10 protein-coding genes, 1 tRNA gene and 2 rRNA genes are annotated in these 14,170 nt (G+C 52.0%); 9 read left to right on the top strand and 4 right to left on the bottom strand.

The window, feature by feature from the left end; genetic code table 11:
* The 3 genes from L4D79_RS23105 to L4D79_RS23115 form a co-directional block, all read left to right on the top strand.
* Positions 1–280: ribosomal RNA gene (locus tag L4D79_RS23105) — 23S ribosomal RNA — on the top strand; the annotation flags it as partial.
* Positions 281–397: 117 nt separating this feature from the next.
* Positions 398–513 (top strand): 5S ribosomal RNA (rrf, locus tag L4D79_RS23110).
* A 66-nt stretch (positions 514–579) separates the two neighbouring features.
* Positions 580–656: transfer RNA gene (locus L4D79_RS23115), tRNA-Asp, on the top strand.
* A gap of 419 nt (positions 657–1,075) precedes the next feature.
* Here L4D79_RS23115 and L4D79_RS23120 read toward each other — a convergent pair.
* A complete protein-coding gene (locus tag L4D79_RS23120; protein WP_428654850.1) occupies positions 1,076–1,579 on the bottom strand; it encodes a DUF6252 domain-containing protein in 504 nt (167 codons plus the stop codon).
* Positions 1,580–1,863: 284 nt separating this feature from the next.
* Between L4D79_RS23120 and L4D79_RS23125 the strand changes: the two genes are divergently transcribed.
* Both L4D79_RS23125 and mepA read left to right on the top strand, forming a co-directional pair.
* A complete protein-coding gene (locus L4D79_RS23125) occupies positions 1,864–2,844 on the top strand; it encodes a sugar-binding transcriptional regulator (protein WP_428654852.1) in 981 nt (326 codons plus the stop codon).
* A gap of 109 nt (positions 2,845–2,953) precedes the next feature.
* Positions 2,954–3,793 (top strand): penicillin-insensitive murein endopeptidase, encoded by an 840-nt coding sequence (gene mepA / locus L4D79_RS23130; protein WP_428654854.1) that lies wholly within the window; start codon positions 2,954–2,956, stop codon positions 3,791–3,793.
* A gap of 48 nt (positions 3,794–3,841) precedes the next feature.
* On the opposite strand, the gene L4D79_RS23135 is transcribed toward mepA, so the two are convergent.
* From L4D79_RS23135 to rdgC, 3 genes are all read right to left on the bottom strand, one after another.
* On the bottom strand, positions 3,842–4,096 hold the full coding sequence (locus tag L4D79_RS23135) for a YfhL family 4Fe-4S dicluster ferredoxin (RefSeq protein ID WP_428654856.1): 255 nt from the start codon (positions 4,094–4,096) through the stop codon (positions 3,842–3,844).
* Positions 4,097–4,101: 5 nt separating this feature from the next.
* A complete protein-coding gene (gene trhP, locus L4D79_RS23140) occupies positions 4,102–5,493 on the bottom strand; it encodes a prephenate-dependent tRNA uridine(34) hydroxylase TrhP (RefSeq protein ID WP_428654858.1) in 1,392 nt (463 codons plus the stop codon).
* A gap of 277 nt (positions 5,494–5,770) precedes the next feature.
* On the bottom strand, positions 5,771–6,682 hold the full coding sequence (gene rdgC / locus L4D79_RS23145) for a recombination-associated protein RdgC (protein WP_428655185.1): 912 nt from the start codon (positions 6,680–6,682) through the stop codon (positions 5,771–5,773).
* A gap of 152 nt (positions 6,683–6,834) precedes the next feature.
* Here rdgC and L4D79_RS23150 point away from each other — a divergent pair, with 152 nt between their 5' ends.
* From L4D79_RS23150 to phoR, 4 genes are all read left to right on the top strand, one after another.
* On the top strand, positions 6,835–8,106 hold the full coding sequence (locus L4D79_RS23150; RefSeq protein WP_428655187.1) for an exonuclease SbcCD subunit D C-terminal domain-containing protein: 1,272 nt from the start codon (positions 6,835–6,837) through the stop codon (positions 8,104–8,106).
* Positions 8,106–11,924: an AAA family ATPase gene (locus L4D79_RS23155; RefSeq protein ID WP_428654860.1), complete on the top strand. Its 3,819-nt coding sequence runs from the start codon at positions 8,106–8,108 to the stop codon at positions 11,922–11,924. The genes L4D79_RS23150 and L4D79_RS23155 overlap by 1 nt, the downstream gene beginning before the upstream one ends.
* A 162-nt stretch (positions 11,925–12,086) precedes the next feature.
* A complete protein-coding gene (phoB, locus tag L4D79_RS23160) occupies positions 12,087–12,776 on the top strand; it encodes a phosphate regulon transcriptional regulator PhoB (RefSeq protein ID WP_107350498.1) in 690 nt (229 codons plus the stop codon).
* Positions 12,777–12,833: 57 nt separating this feature from the next.
* A complete protein-coding gene (gene phoR, locus L4D79_RS23165; RefSeq protein WP_428654863.1) occupies positions 12,834–14,138 on the top strand; it encodes a phosphate regulon sensor histidine kinase PhoR in 1,305 nt (434 codons plus the stop codon).
* Positions 14,139–14,170 lie beyond the last annotated feature (32 nt).

The following is a 14,170-nucleotide window of genomic DNA, read 5'->3' on the forward strand; positions in this document are numbered from 1 at the left end:
GCGTTGGATGATTGAGAGGGGCTGCTCCTAGTACGAGAGGACCGGAGTGGACGAACCTCTGGTGTTCGGGTTGTGTCGCCAGACGCATTGCCCGGTAGCTAAGTTCGGAATCGATAACCGCTGAAAGCATCTAAGCGGGAAGCGAGCCTCGAGATGAGTCATCCCTGAACCTATAAGGTTCCTAAAGGGTTGTTGAAGACTACGACGTAGATAGGCAGGGTGTGTAAGCGCTGTGAGGCGTTGAGCTAACCTGTACTAATTGCCCGTGAGGCTTAACCATACAACACCCAAGGGGTTTTTACGGACTCCATGAGCACTTGAATGAAGTGTTGAGAACCTGGTCAGATTTTCCCAGATTGCTATTTGCTGCCTTGAGGCGGTAGATACACAGAATTTGCTTGGCGACCATAGCATTATGGACCCACCTGATCCCATGCCGAACTCAGTAGTGAAACGTAATAGCGCCGATGGTAGTGTGGGGTCTCCCCATGTGAGAGTAGGACATCGCCAGGCTCCCAATTTAGATATGCGTATTGAACGACGTATATCGGATAGACATGAAGATGTTTATCATCGTGTGGAGCGGTAGTTCAGTTGGTTAGAATACCGGCCTGTCACGCCGGGGGTCGCGGGTTCGAGTCCCGTCCGCTCCGCCACTTATTAAGAAGCCTCGCTGGAAACAGCGGGGCTTTTTTACGTCTGTCGGATATATTCGCCTTGCAGGCGAATGAGTCCCGCTGGTGCGCCAGCCCGGCCGTTCCGCCACTTATTAAGAAGCTTCGCTAGAAATAGCGGGGCTTTTTTGCATCTGACGCTCCTGAAAGTGCTGTGCACTTTTTCGCGGGCCGGAATGCCGGACCATCGACTCCCGTCCGCTCCGCCACTTATTAAGAAGCCTCGTCTAAAGACGAGGCTTTCTTGTATCTGACGCTCCGAAAGTGCTGTGCACTTTGGTCGCGTCCGGAAGCCCGGCGCGTTGAGTCCCAGCCGCTCCGTCACTTATTAAGAAGCCTCGTCGAAAGACGGGGCTTTTTTACGTTTATAGGATTTGTTCGCCCCAGATTAGGCTGGTGCTTTACTGGTTATCGAGAAGATCAGCAGCAAATTCCCCATTAGATACGGTGATGGTAATAGCCCCTTGGATAGCATTGTTCGCGGTAAAGTTGAAGGTTCCACTGACTTGCCTACCAAACTCACCTTCTTCATCCGAAGTTACTACAAGTTCTCCGCTACCACCGAGATAGGTAAAGAAATTGTTATCAGTATCCTGCCTGCTGGCAAAAGTATCGAGATCTGATGGATTGAAGTTATAGCTGCCAACACCGGTATAGTTATCAATGACTAATTTAATTGCAGTCCCGTCGTCACCGAGTCCATTAACAATGAGGTGGCCTGAAGGCGCAGTGAAAATGATAATCTCTGCGTCCCATGCTTCATCATCTATGTCTGCAGACATGAATGGCTCAACAGGAATGAAAATACCGCCATCGTCATTATCGTTGTCACTATTACAGGAGGTAAGTGTGATAACAGCAGGTATTAAAATAAAGCTGGCTAGAAAAGAGGCACATGACTTCATAGTATTGACCTAATAAAACGATTAATTGGGATGTAATTACAAAGCGTAGTTGATAAGTATCCCTATACCTTCCGAGTATTGAGAACTGTATAGAGGAAATATTGAACAATAGTTCTTAACTTTAAACTGTAATTACATAATGCCCAACAGGCTGAGCAAGGACAGGCTCTCATTTTAGTGGCTTGTAAGTGACTGTCAGCTCGCTGTATTTTGTGATAACGGCTAAAATAGTTCTTCACTTTAAACCCTATTCATAACCCCAACTAGTAATAAAAGGTATGGCCATGACAGCGCCCCAGAATGATAACACCCACGTTGACAGCGATAAGCTTACCGAGATAGCCATCGCTTATTATCAGGATGGGGCCACGCAGGAAGAAATCTCCAAAATGTTCGGGATGTCGAGGGCCAAAGTCGGCCGTTTGCTTCGCCGCGCCAGGGATGAAGGGGTGGTCGAAATCACCGTGAAGTATCATCCGGTATTCAGCGAGAAACTCGAGCAGCAGTTGGTCGAACGCTTTAACCTCAAGCGTGCGTTGATTGCCCTTGACCAGCCTGATGATGAAAGCCAGCGCCAGCAGGTGGCCAGCTTGGTATCAAGCTATCTGTCCTCGATATTGACCGATGACATGGTGGTGACCGTAGGGCAGGGACGTAACATTGCTTCTATCGCGAGCCATGTCGGGGTCGTCCCCCATCGTAAGTGCCGCTTTGTTTCAGGTATTGGTGGTACTCACCGTTCGGGTAACGCGATTAATGCTGACCACATCTGCCGCCTGTTGGCCAAGAAGTACGATGGGATCAGTGAAACCCTCTATGCACCGGCCTATGTGGAAGATATCAAGGTAAGGGAAGCCTTCATGAAAAATGGCACAGTGAAGGAAACCCTTGACCGAGCCCGGCGGGCTGATGTGGCCTTGGTCGGTGTCGGGGATATGAATGAAAACAGCCATATGGTCAAATTGGGCTGGTTTACCCCGCAGGAGATTGTCGAGGCGAGGATCCGCAAAGGTGTGGTCGGTGATATCGCGGGTTACGACTTTTTCGATAGCCAAGGCCGGCGCGCTGATACCATGATGAGCGACAGGGTTATAGGGCTCAGTATGGAAGAGCTTAGGCATATACCGACGGTGGTGGTAACGGCGGCGGAGAACAGCAAGGCGCTGGCCTTACTTGGTGCTCTGCGCTCTGGTGTTGTTGATGTGCTGGCAACCAGCGTTAGTAATGCCCTGACCATTTTGAACTTGGATCAGCAAATGAAATAAAGATCGTATATTTGTTTTTCGATCCTAATTGATCAAGCTGCCTGCGGGCAGCTTTTTTATTGCTTGCTATGCTGAAGAGAGCAAGAAAATAAAGACAAAAGGATCAGTCATGAGGTACTTTTTTGTGCTGTTGTTGGGGCTCACACTGGGCTTGCCGGTATCTGCCAGCCCATGGGAAAAAGTAAAAGCACCGACACAGGGTCAATCGGAGTCTATCGGTACTTACAATAATGGTTGCTTAGCAGGGGCTGAGCCTCTGCCGTTGGCGGGAGATGGCTATCAGGTAATGCGCTCCCAGCGGGGGCGGTTTTACGGTCATGAATCGATGATCCGCTTCCTGCATGATTTGTCGAAGAGTGTCCATCAGCTAGAGCTTGGCCAGTTACTGGTTGGCGATATAGCAATGCCGCGTGGCGGGCGTTTTTCGTCAGGCCATGCCAGCCACCAGACCGGGTTAGACGCGGATATTTGGCTCAAGCTCGGCGAGCGTCCGCTTAACGAGGCAGAGCTGATTGATGTTCAACCGCTACCGATGGTGCACATCAAGCAGTATAAAATCAACAAGAAGAACTGGAGTGATAAGCAAGCTCTGATGGTACAGCTGGCTGCCGCCGACGAACGGGTCGCACGAATATTTGTCCACCCAGTGATCAAAGAGCAACTCTGCCAGCGTGAGTGGACCGATCGGGCATGGCTGCAAAAAGTCAGACCATGGTGGGGGCATTATTACCATTTCCATGTCAGGCTCCATTGCCCTGATGGTGACCGTAATTGTAAAGCGCAACAATCACCGCCACCGGGTGATGGATGCGGGGCAGAGCTTGCTTCCTGGAAACCGAAGCCAAAGGTGAAGAAAGAAAAAGTGGCTAAGGTGAAGAAAAAGCCCAAGCCAAAGCCCGTTCCGCCATCCCAATGTGTGGCCTTGTTACGGACTCCGGTCAAGGGATAAATACTCAGGATTAAGATACAAAAAAAGCGCCTCACGGCGCTTTTTTCGTTAAGCCAATCCCTGCAGGGTGACAAACTTTTCGAACAGGGCTTCGTCTGTTTCGATGTTGTCGGGATCGGTAATGATACAGTTGGTGATCGGACACACCGACTGGCAAGTCGGCTTGTCGTAGTGCCCTTTACACTCGGTGCATTTGTCAGGGTCGATCTCGTAGATTTCGGCCCCCATGACGATCGCCTCGTTCGGACACTCGGGATCACACATGTCACAGTTAATGCACTTTTGGGTGATCAATAACGCCATGGCGATTATTTACCGTCTTTAGGTGCGTGTGGGTTACGGGTGTTCTCACCAGAGTTTAGATTACGCATTAGCAATGCGTACTCTAGATCCATGTCCTGTGGGACCGGAATGAACACGAAGTGGCCGTTACCTTTGGCATCATCAATCACTTCAGACTTGCGGTTCTCCATCGCTTCAAGGGTGAAGATCACGTTGCCCTGCGGAGTCATGACCTCTAGGCTGTCACCAACGATGAACTTGTTCTTCACTTCGACTTCGGCCAAGTCACCACGGCGTTTGCCGGTGAACTCGCCCACGAACTGCTGGCTGTCAGAAATTGAGTAGCCATAGTCATAGTTCTGGTAAGCATCGTGCGTGTGGCGGCGCAGGAAGCCTTCGGTGTATCCGCGGTGAGCAAGGCTCTCCAGGGTACCCATCAAGCTTTCGTCAAATGGCTTGCCAGCAACTGCATCATCAATTGCTTTGCGGTAAACCTGCGCAGTACGTGCACAGTAGTAGAAAGATTTGGTACGGCCTTCGATTTTCAGTGAGTGGACACCCATCTTGGTCAAACGCTCAACGTGCTGGATAGCGCGCAGATCTTTCGAGTTCATGATGTATGTGCCGTGCTCGTCTTCGAAAGCGGCCATTTTTTCTTCTGGACGGTGTGCTTCACTTAGCAGTACGACTTCGTCAGTTGGCTTGCCAAGACCAAGCGTATTATCTGGACGCTCTTCGGCTTCTTGCACCTGAACCGCGGCATCTTGTACTTCGACAATCTGGCCGGCATCATTTTCAGTGGCTTTCTCTGTTTTGTATTCCCAACGGCAAGCATTGGTACACGTACCCTGGTTAGGGTCACGCTTGTTGATGTAGCCAGATAGCAAGCAACGGCCAGAGTATGCCATGCACAGTGCGCCGTGAACGAAAATTTCCAGCTCGGTTTCCGGGCAGTGTTCACGGATCTCTTCGATTTCTTCTAGCGAAAGTTCTCGAGACAGAATGACACGCTCGACACCTTGTGTTGACCAGAACTTCACGGTAGCCCAGTTAACGGCATTTGCCTGAACTGATAGGTGGATCGGCATTTCAGGGAAGCTTTCGCGAACCATCATGATAAGGCCTGGGTCTGACATGATAAGTGCGTCAGGGCCCATTTCCACGATAGGTTTCAAATCACGGATGAAGGTTTTCAGTTTAGAGTTATGTGGCTGAATGTTACATACCACGTAAAGCTTTTTGCCTTGGGCATGGGCTTCGTCGATACCTATCTTCAGGTTCTCGTGGTTGAACTCGTTGTTACGAACACGAAGGCTGTAACGTGGTTGGCCGGCATAGACAGCATCTGCACCATAGGCGAATGCGTAACGCATGTTCTTCAGGCTGCCCGCAGGCGATAACAATTCAGGTTTAAACATAGCTCTTAAATTCCAGTGTCTGATTGCAAATCAGGCCGTATCGCAGGGGGATACGGAGTTGAGGCGGGATTTTACTGTGATCTACCCCTCAATAGCAATGCTAACTCAGTAAACAGGGGAAGTTTCGCGGTTTGTGGCTGTAAATGGCAAATTGGCTGGATATGTTGGTGGACTTGGCTAATGGTGTGGTGTGCACTTTGCTAGGAGGAGGTGAAGCAAAGCGAAAGGAAAATGTGGCACCAATATGTATAGTGCCACACATCATTGTGTCTGGCTGTTAGCCTTTGGCTTCAAGGCCGCCAAGTACTTCGAACAGGTTCGGTAGGAATGCGGAGAATTCACCGGCCATCAAAGAAAGATCGGCGTCAATACGCACAGCCATCTCGTCACGGTCGATGTCTTCATTCTGTTCTTTCAGCTCGTCAGAGAACTTCAGCCGTTTGATCGACAGGTCGTCGGCCAGAACGAAATCAATGCGATCCTGCCAGTTGATAGACAACTTGGTCACCAGCTTATCGGCTTCGATGTGAGCCATGATTTCATCGCTCGACAAGTCCTGCTGCTTACAGCGGATCACACCGCCGTCTTCCAGAATCGCTTTCAGCTCGGCTTCTTCACCGATAGTGAAACCGTCTGGTGAAGTGTTCGAACGTACCCACTCGGTCATGGTTAGCTCTGCAGGCTTTTCTGGTGTTACCGGAATAACAGGCAGACTACCGATAGACTTACGCAGAAGTGCCAGCATATCTTCAGCTTTTTTGAAGCTACCCGCATCAACCAAGACATAGCCCTCTTTGGGCATGATCAGCGCATAGGTTTGGCTCTTGCGGCTGAAGGCGCGAGGTAGCAGATCCATCACGATTTCATCTTTGATGGTGTCTTTTTCGCTTTTCTTCAGCTTGCGGCCTTGTTCAAGCTCTTGGGCTTCCACCTTCTCATTCAGTGTTTCTTTGATCACTGACGCTGGTAGCATTTTTTCTTCTTTGCGCGCACAAATCAGGATGTTGTCACCAATCACATGGGTGAACATATCGCCGTGCTTACCCAGAGCATGGACCCAACCAAATTTTTGCTGATCCTGGCTGCCACACGGGGTGAACCGGAACTCTTCAAGTTGTTTTTCTAGTTGGTCAGGATTGAGGTCGATCTCGCGGCTGAAGCGATAGGTAAGTACGTTTTTAAACCACATCATGGCTGTTACAAATCCTTGGTTGTGCATTTGGCTGTCAATCTTATTGCATTGGTTAGCTTTTGTCTTAAGTTTTCGTGTTCCGCGCTTGGGCTAATCACAAAGTGCGGTACAATCCGAAACAGTTTTTCCAGAACGGCATATCGACCGCAATGAAGATCCTCCATACCTCCGATTGGCATCTGGGTCACCAGCTGCATGGCTATAACCGCGATTTTGAGCACCAGGCATTTCTTGATTGGCTGGCGCAAACCCTTGAGCAAGAGCAGGTCGATGCCCTGCTGGTCGCAGGTGATATTTTTGATACCGCCAACCCGCCGGCGAGTGCCTGGCGGATGCTGTACCGCTTCTTGGCGCGGATGGCGAAAAGCATGCCGGCCTTGAACGTGGTGATGATTGGTGGCAACCACGACTCGCCAAGTAAGCTCGATGCCCCGCACGAGCTACTCAAGGCGTTTGACTTACATATCGTCGGTGGTGTTCATCGCCTGCCTGATGGAGAGCTGGATACCGAACGGATGCTGGTCCCGCTGACCAACAAGGCGGGTGAGCAAGCAGCGTGGGTGCTGGCGGTGCCTTTCTTGCGCAGTGCCGATCTTCGCACCGAAGATTTAGACGAAGAGGATGACCGCCTGATTAAAGGCGTCGAAACCCTGTATGGCGAGGTAACTGCTGCGGCGCGCCAGTTGCAGCAACCGGATCACGCTTTGATTGGGATGGGCCACGCTTACATGGCATCGGGCAAGTTGTCGGAAATGTCCGAGCGCCGGGTACTGGGCGGCAACCAGCATGCCTTGCCGGCCACTATTTTTGCCGATGATATTCACTATGTCGCGCTGGGGCATTTGCATCTAGCGCAGATGGTAACCAAACAGGACCACATTCGCTATAGCGGCTCACCGCTACCGCTCTCGATGTCTGAACGCCGCTACAAGCACCAAGTGGTATTGGTTGATTTCGATGGCCAACAGGTAACAGCGATTGAGCCGCGGTTGATCCCCCGTGTGGTTGATATGCTCAAAGTGCCGGCTAAGCCAGACTCGTTGGAAGCGGTGTTGGCAGAACTTGAGGCATTAGAGCTCGAAGACGTACCGCGTGAGCAGCAGCCTTTCTTGGAGGTCCATGTGTTGCTTGATAAGCCTCAGGCACTATTGCGTGAAAAAGTCATGCTGGCGATCGAGGGCAAAGCGGTGCGTTTAGCCAAAATCACCCCGCATTATCAGCAACAAGAGCAGCAGGATGGTTTGAATCATCGCCGTTTATCGGAGGTCTCTCCCGAGCAAGTGTTTGCATTGAGCTGGGCGAAAAAATACAACGGGGAGCCGGATGTGGCGATGGCGACGGCGTTTGAGCAGCTATTGATTCAGGTTGAGGATGAGGCGGGTAATGACCGTGATTCCGTATCACGTGAGGGAGAAAAATAATGAAAATCCTGGCCTTACGTGGTGAAAACCTAGCGAGTTTACAAAGCCATTTCGAGATTGATTTTGCAGGAGGGCGGCTAGGTGAAGCCGGTCTGTTTGCCATTACCGGCAAAACCGGGGCAGGGAAATCGACCCTGCTTGATGCTATTTGCCTTGCGCTGTACGACCGTATTCCCCGTTTGCAGTCGAACAAGAAAAATGATGCGGAAATTGGCCGTGACGGTGACAGCGGTCGTATCAAAGCCAACGATGTACGCAGCATTTTATCGCGCGGTAAAGCAGAGGCTTACACTGAAGTCGACTTTGTCGCCAATGACGGTAGTCATTGGCGGGCGCACTGGCACGTCCGCCGCGCGAGGGGGCGGGCTGAAGGCCGAGTGCAGGCTGCTGAGCAGTGGCTGGAAAATATGGATACCGGCCAACGTTTTGCAGGCAAAAAGCAAGAGTTACAAGCCGAAATCGAACGTTTGATTGGTTTGACTTTCGAGCAGTTTCGTCGTGCAGTGATGCTACCGCAAGGTGAATTTGCGGCGTTCCTGAAAGCGGGTGCCGATGATCGTGCGGCTTTATTGGAGCGCATGACTGGCGGCGAAATCTACGGCCAGCTCTCGATTGCGGCGTATGAACGTGCCCGCGAAGAGAAGCTTGCCTTGACGCAACTGCAAGACAAACTGGGCGATATTGCGCTGCTGTCTGATGAAGAAAAGCAGGCATTGCAGAGCCAGGTGGCAACCTTGAAACAGCAGGTAGAGCGGCTCGATAGCCAGCTACAAGCGTTCAAGCAGCATAAGCAGACATTGCAGGCTGCGACCATATTGGCGACACGTGTCGAACAGGCGCAAAGCCAGTCTGCACAAGCGAGCCAGCAAAAAGCCGACGCGGCGCTACGGTATACCCAATTGACCTTGATTGAGCAGGTACAACCCGCCCAGCGAGATTTATCACTGTTGCAGCAAGCGCAGGTGCAGCTTAAAAAAATCACTGATGGCTTAACGGCGGCTACAGCGGCTTTGGCGACAGAAACTCAAGGCCACCATACAGCTGAGCAACAAGTGGTGGCAGTACGAAGTGCGCTCAACGACGTAGAGCAACAGTGGCAGGCCATTGAACCTAAGCTCAAAGATGCCGCGAAATGGGACCAGAAAATAGCGGGGCTGCACGACCAGTGGCGTGAACTCGATGCGCAGTGCCAGCAATACCGCCATGCCCAGCAAGAGCAGCAAAAGCGTGTGACGCAGTTGCAACACGCGCAGCAACGCTATCAGCAGCAAGCCGAACAGTTACAGACCTACTTTACTCAGCATCCCGATGTTAAGCGGTTGGCTGAACAAGCTTCGTCTGTTGAAGATAATGTGAAACGCTACCTTGCCGCGCACCGGGCCAATAGCGATTTGCGCAAAGAGCAGCAGCAGATCGGGCTTGAACTACAGGCTCATGCCCAGAGCAAAGCGACACTGGACCAACAAGCTCAAGATCTACAACTGCAGCAGCAGGCATGCGAGACACAGCGCCAGAGTCTGGATGTCGTAGCTCTGGAAGCCCAGCAGGCCCAAGAGCGGGTGCATTACGCAGACAAGCAACAGTGGCGTGATACCCTGCGCCAAGGCCTCTCAGGGGTGAAAGAATGGCAATCGCTATTGGTCCAGCAGGGTAAAGCCCATGGGGAATGCCAAGACACCACCAAACGCGTTGCTGATGCCACGCAGCGTTTGGCGAGCTTGGTTCCCCAGCTTGCGACTTTGTCGGTACAGCATCAAGAAGCCGAAGGCATGCTGCAGCAAAGCCGTGCCGTGATGCAGCTCGACGACTACCGGGCCGAATTGAAAGACGGTGAAGCCTGTCCATTGTGTGGCTCGCTGGACCATCCCTATGCAGCAGATAATCCCGTGGTGGAAAGCCTGCTGCAGGCCCAGCAAATGCGAGTGACTGAGCTGGCTACGCAGAAGCAGGCAACGGAAGCACAAATCAACCAGCTGCAGCAGCTTCAGGCCTCTGAGCAACCACGTTTGGCGGCACTTGAGGCTGAATACCTGTCTCTGGATCAACAGATTGCGCAGGTCTACCAGCAATATGAGCCTACCTTTGCCACCCTTTGTCAGGCTCTGGTCTCGGAGGCAACCGCTTCGGAGGTAACAGCTTCGGAGAGAACCGCTTCGGCGTTAACGGTTGAATCAGATCTGGCTGGGTTAGCTGCGCTGTCTGAACAGTGGCAAGCTGATGTTACGCTGGTGGATGTTGCTTTGAAACAGCTGCAACAGGCCGGTGAGGAGCGCCAGCGTAGTATTGAGCAAGGGCGTCAGCTCGAGCGGCAGTGGCAGCAGTTACAGCAGGCCCAGAGCCAACTTGCCGAACAGCAACATGGCCATGCCCAGCAAGCGATCCAGTGGCAATCTCGCCTGCAGTCGCTAGAACAACAGCAAGCTACCCAAACAGAGATCTTGACGGCGCGTGCAGAGGCACTGAATGGACAGTATGGGGGTGATACGTGGTTAGTGCAGCTGAAAAGTGTCGGGGAAGAAGCTTTCTTTACCCAGCTCCATACCCAGATACAGCAGTTCTCGGCCAATCAAACCGCATTGGCTGAGGCAGAAAATCAGCTGGGCTTGTTGGCTCCTCAACTGGCTGAAGCACAAACAGCACTGCGCAATACGGATCTGCGTAGTACGGAAATCACGGCTGCAATGACGACGCTCACAAATGAGAAAGCGCAATTGTGGCAGCAACGTGTTGCCCTAATTGGCGAGCAGGATATCGCGGCCCTCGAAAGCCAGCACAAGCAGGCCATTCACCACCAGCAACTCGCTTTGGATCATGCCCAGCAACAACAGCGCCAGTCGGGCGAAGCCATGGCGGCGGCGGATGCCGCCTTGAAAGCCGTGCAACAGCAGCATAGTGATGCCACACAGACACTGTCTGAGCGGCAAACGCAATGGACGCAATGGCTGACGCAGTTTGATCTGACTGATGAAGTACTGACAGCCTTGTTGGCCCACAACGAAGTGTGGCTAGCGCAAGAGCGTGAAGCCCTGAAACAGCTGGAACAAGCGCTGGCCGCGGCGAATACGGTATTGTCCGAGCGAGAGCTGGCCGTGGTCGAACATCAACCGGTGTTGGCTATCGCGCAGCAATGGCTGGCTGCACATAGCATCGACACTGACGACGTTGCCTTGCCGGTTGTTGCGGATTGGGAAACGGAGAAAGCGGCGTTGGATGAGCAGATATTCCAGGGCCGGCAGCGCTTGGCGCAAGCCGAACAAGCAGAGTTGCAGTCCGGGGCATTGACCGAGCAACTCAAAGGCCAGCAAACGACCACCGAACTGTGGATCCAGATGAATGAGCTTATCGGCTCGGCGACGGGCAATAAGTTCCGTACCTTGGCGCAGGGGCTGACCCTGCAGCAACTGGTGGTGCTGGCCAATGAACATTTGCATGATTTGGCACCGCGCTATGCCTTGCAGCCGGTTCCGGGCAGCCCGTTGGCGCTTCAGGTCATTGACCATGATATGGGCGATGAAGTGCGCAGCGTGGAGTCGTTATCCGGTGGTGAAAGTTTTCTGGTATCCCTGGCACTCGCACTGGCATTGGCGTCACTGGCGGCAGATACCCGCCAGCTGGGCTCGCTGTTTATTGATGAAGGGTTCGGTACCCTTGATCCCGATAGTCTGGAAATGGCGTTGGCCTGTCTTGATGCCTTGCAGGCTGATGGGCGTCAGATCGGGGTTATTTCCCATGTCGGCACCCTGGTTGAACGCATCGGTGTACAGGTTGCGGTAGAGGCGCAAGGGGGAGGCCGGAGCCAGATCACCGTGAGGGGGTGATATCATCATTTTTATCAATATGTTGCAGTTGAGTGCAACAAAATGCTATATGACAGTATGATATACGTTCAGTTACGTATTTCTCCATGAAAGTCACAAAAGTGTCATACTTAACACACATAATGGCGCTCGAAAGACAGCAATTAATAGGTATTGATTACGATGGTAAGACGGATTCTTGTTGTAGAGGATGAAGCTCCAATTCGCGAGATGCTTTGCTTCGTTCTTGAGCAGAAGGGATATCAGGCTGTTGAAGCCGAAGATTATGACATGGCGCTTGAGAAACTGTGCGAACCTTATCCCGAGCTGATTTTGCTCGATTGGATGTTGCCAGGTGGCTCAGGAATTAATCTTATCAAGCACTTGAAGCGCGATGAAATGACTCGTCAGATCCCGGTTGTTATGTTGACAGCCCGTGGCGAGGAAGAAGATAAGGTACGTGGTCTGGAAGTGGGAGCGGATGATTACATCACCAAACCATTTTCACCGAAAGAGTTGATGGCACGCCTGAAGGCGGTAATGCGCCGGGTTTCACCGACGTCTCTGGATGACGTGATTGATGTTCAGGGCTTGAAGCTTGATCCGGTATCTCACCGCGTGACGTCTAACGAACAGCCGCTGGACATGGGGCCCACTGAGTTCAAGATGCTTCACTTTTTCATGACTCACCAAGAGCGTGTATATAGCCGCGAACAGCTGCTGAACAACGTTTGGGGTACCAACGTATATGTTGAAGACCGAACGGTTGATGTCCACATTCGTCGTTTGCGTAAAGCACTAGAGACTGGCGGTCACGATAAATTGGTTCAGACGGTGCGTGGAGCGGGTTACCGTTTCTCGACCCGGGTTTAGTTTTAATAGTAACAATCAAGCAGGCGCACCGCGGTTAATGTGGTGACGGAGTTATAAATGGTAGAGCGGCTTTCGTGGAAAAAGTTAGTCTGGGAACTACTCTTTTTCTACTTGCCTTGGATCGCACTGGGGTGGGTATTTGGTTACATGCCCTGGTTTTTGCTGGTCGCAACGTGGATCCAGTTGATTTGGCATTTTCATAATCTTTTGAAGATGTCCAACTGGCTATGGAAAGAGCGGAGTCTGACGCCTCCTTCCGGATCGGGCAGCTGGGAGCCTCTTTTCAATGGTATTTACCGTTTGCAGCAACGTAACCGACGTCGTCGCAAAGAGTTGGCAACCTTGATCCGCCGTTTTAGAAACGGTGCGGAATCCCTTCCTGATGCTGTTGTTGTCTTTCGCAGCGAAGGGAACATCGTGTGGTGTAACAAGCTTGCTCAGCACCTGCTTGGTTTCCGTTGGCCGGACGATGCCGGCCAGCCGATCAGCAACTTGCTCCGGAGCCCGGACTTTGTCCGCTACTTGAGCAAGCAATCTTTTGAGGTTCCGCTCGAAATTACGTCGCCGCTTAATTATGACCGTACTCTCGAGCTGCGGATCATGCATTACACCGAAGGGGAATACCTGATGGTGGTGCGTGATGTTTCCCAGGTGAAGCAGCTTGAAGGTATGCGTCGCAATTTCTTTGCTAACGTCTCCCACGAGCTGAGAACCCCGATGACCGTGCTGCAAGGCTATCTGGAAATGTCGAAAGATCCCGAGATGCTGGTGGGGCCGATGTGGGATAAAGCCCACGGGGTGATGACCGAACAGTTGACCCGGATGAATTCTTTAGTTGAACAGTTGTTGACCTTGTCGAAAATCGAGGCGGCACCGAACATCGAACTTGAAGAGACCATTGATGTCCCGGCGATGCTGGATGTATTGGAAAAAGAGGCTATTTCTCTTAGCGGCGGTAAAGAGCAGCTGTTTACCTTTGAAGTGGATCCGTCACTCAAAGTATTGGGTGATGAAGACCAGTTACGCAGTGCGATTTCCAACTTGGTCTACAATGCGGTGAAGCATACGCCGTCAGATGCCGAAGTGAAGGTGCGTTGGTTCCTGACTGCGGCAGGTCCGAGACTGGAAGTGACTGACCAAGGGCAGGGGATTGAGCCGCAGCATATTCACCGCCTGACAGAGCGATTCTACCGGGTCGATAAAGCCCGCTCGCGTGAGACCGGTGGTAGTGGATTAGGCCTGGCGATTGTTAAGCATGCCTTGAGCCACCACGATTCACACCTTGAGATCGAGAGTGAAGTGGATGTCGGCAGTACATTTGCATTTACTTTGCCACAGCGGTTGATTGCAAACGCGGCATAAGTGCAAAACACGCCGAATTGCGGTGAAACATG

Origin of the sequence: Photobacterium satsumensis (assembly GCF_050336935.1) — a bacterium.
Classification (GTDB): Bacteria; Pseudomonadota; Gammaproteobacteria; order Enterobacterales; family Vibrionaceae; genus Photobacterium; species Photobacterium satsumensis.

What these genes read in the sequence shown, in the direction of transcription:
- L4D79_RS23135 (WP_428654856.1), bottom strand. Translation starts at nt 4,096, where the DNA reads ATGGCGTTATTGATCACCCAAAAGTGCATTAACTGTGACATGTGTGAT.
- rdgC (WP_428655185.1), bottom strand. Translation starts at nt 6,682, where the DNA reads ATGTGGTTTAAAAACGTACTTACCTATCGCTTCAGCCGCGAGATCGAC.
- L4D79_RS23125 (WP_428654852.1), top strand. Translation starts at nt 1,864, where the DNA reads ATGACAGCGCCCCAGAATGATAACACCCACGTTGACAGCGATAAGCTT.
- L4D79_RS23150 (WP_428655187.1), top strand. Translation starts at nt 6,835, where the DNA reads ATGAAGATCCTCCATACCTCCGATTGGCATCTGGGTCACCAGCTGCAT.
- phoR (WP_428654863.1), top strand. Translation starts at nt 12,834, where the DNA reads ATGGTAGAGCGGCTTTCGTGGAAAAAGTTAGTCTGGGAACTACTCTTT.
- L4D79_RS23120 (WP_428654850.1), bottom strand. Translation starts at nt 1,579, where the DNA reads ATGAAGTCATGTGCCTCTTTTCTAGCCAGCTTTATTTTAATACCTGCT.
- mepA (WP_428654854.1), top strand. Translation starts at nt 2,954, where the DNA reads ATGAGGTACTTTTTTGTGCTGTTGTTGGGGCTCACACTGGGCTTGCCG.
- L4D79_RS23155 (WP_428654860.1), top strand. Translation starts at nt 8,106, where the DNA reads ATGAAAATCCTGGCCTTACGTGGTGAAAACCTAGCGAGTTTACAAAGC.
- trhP (WP_428654858.1), bottom strand. Translation starts at nt 5,493, where the DNA reads ATGTTTAAACCTGAATTGTTATCGCCTGCGGGCAGCCTGAAGAACATG.
- phoB (WP_107350498.1), top strand. Translation starts at nt 12,087, where the DNA reads ATGGTAAGACGGATTCTTGTTGTAGAGGATGAAGCTCCAATTCGCGAG.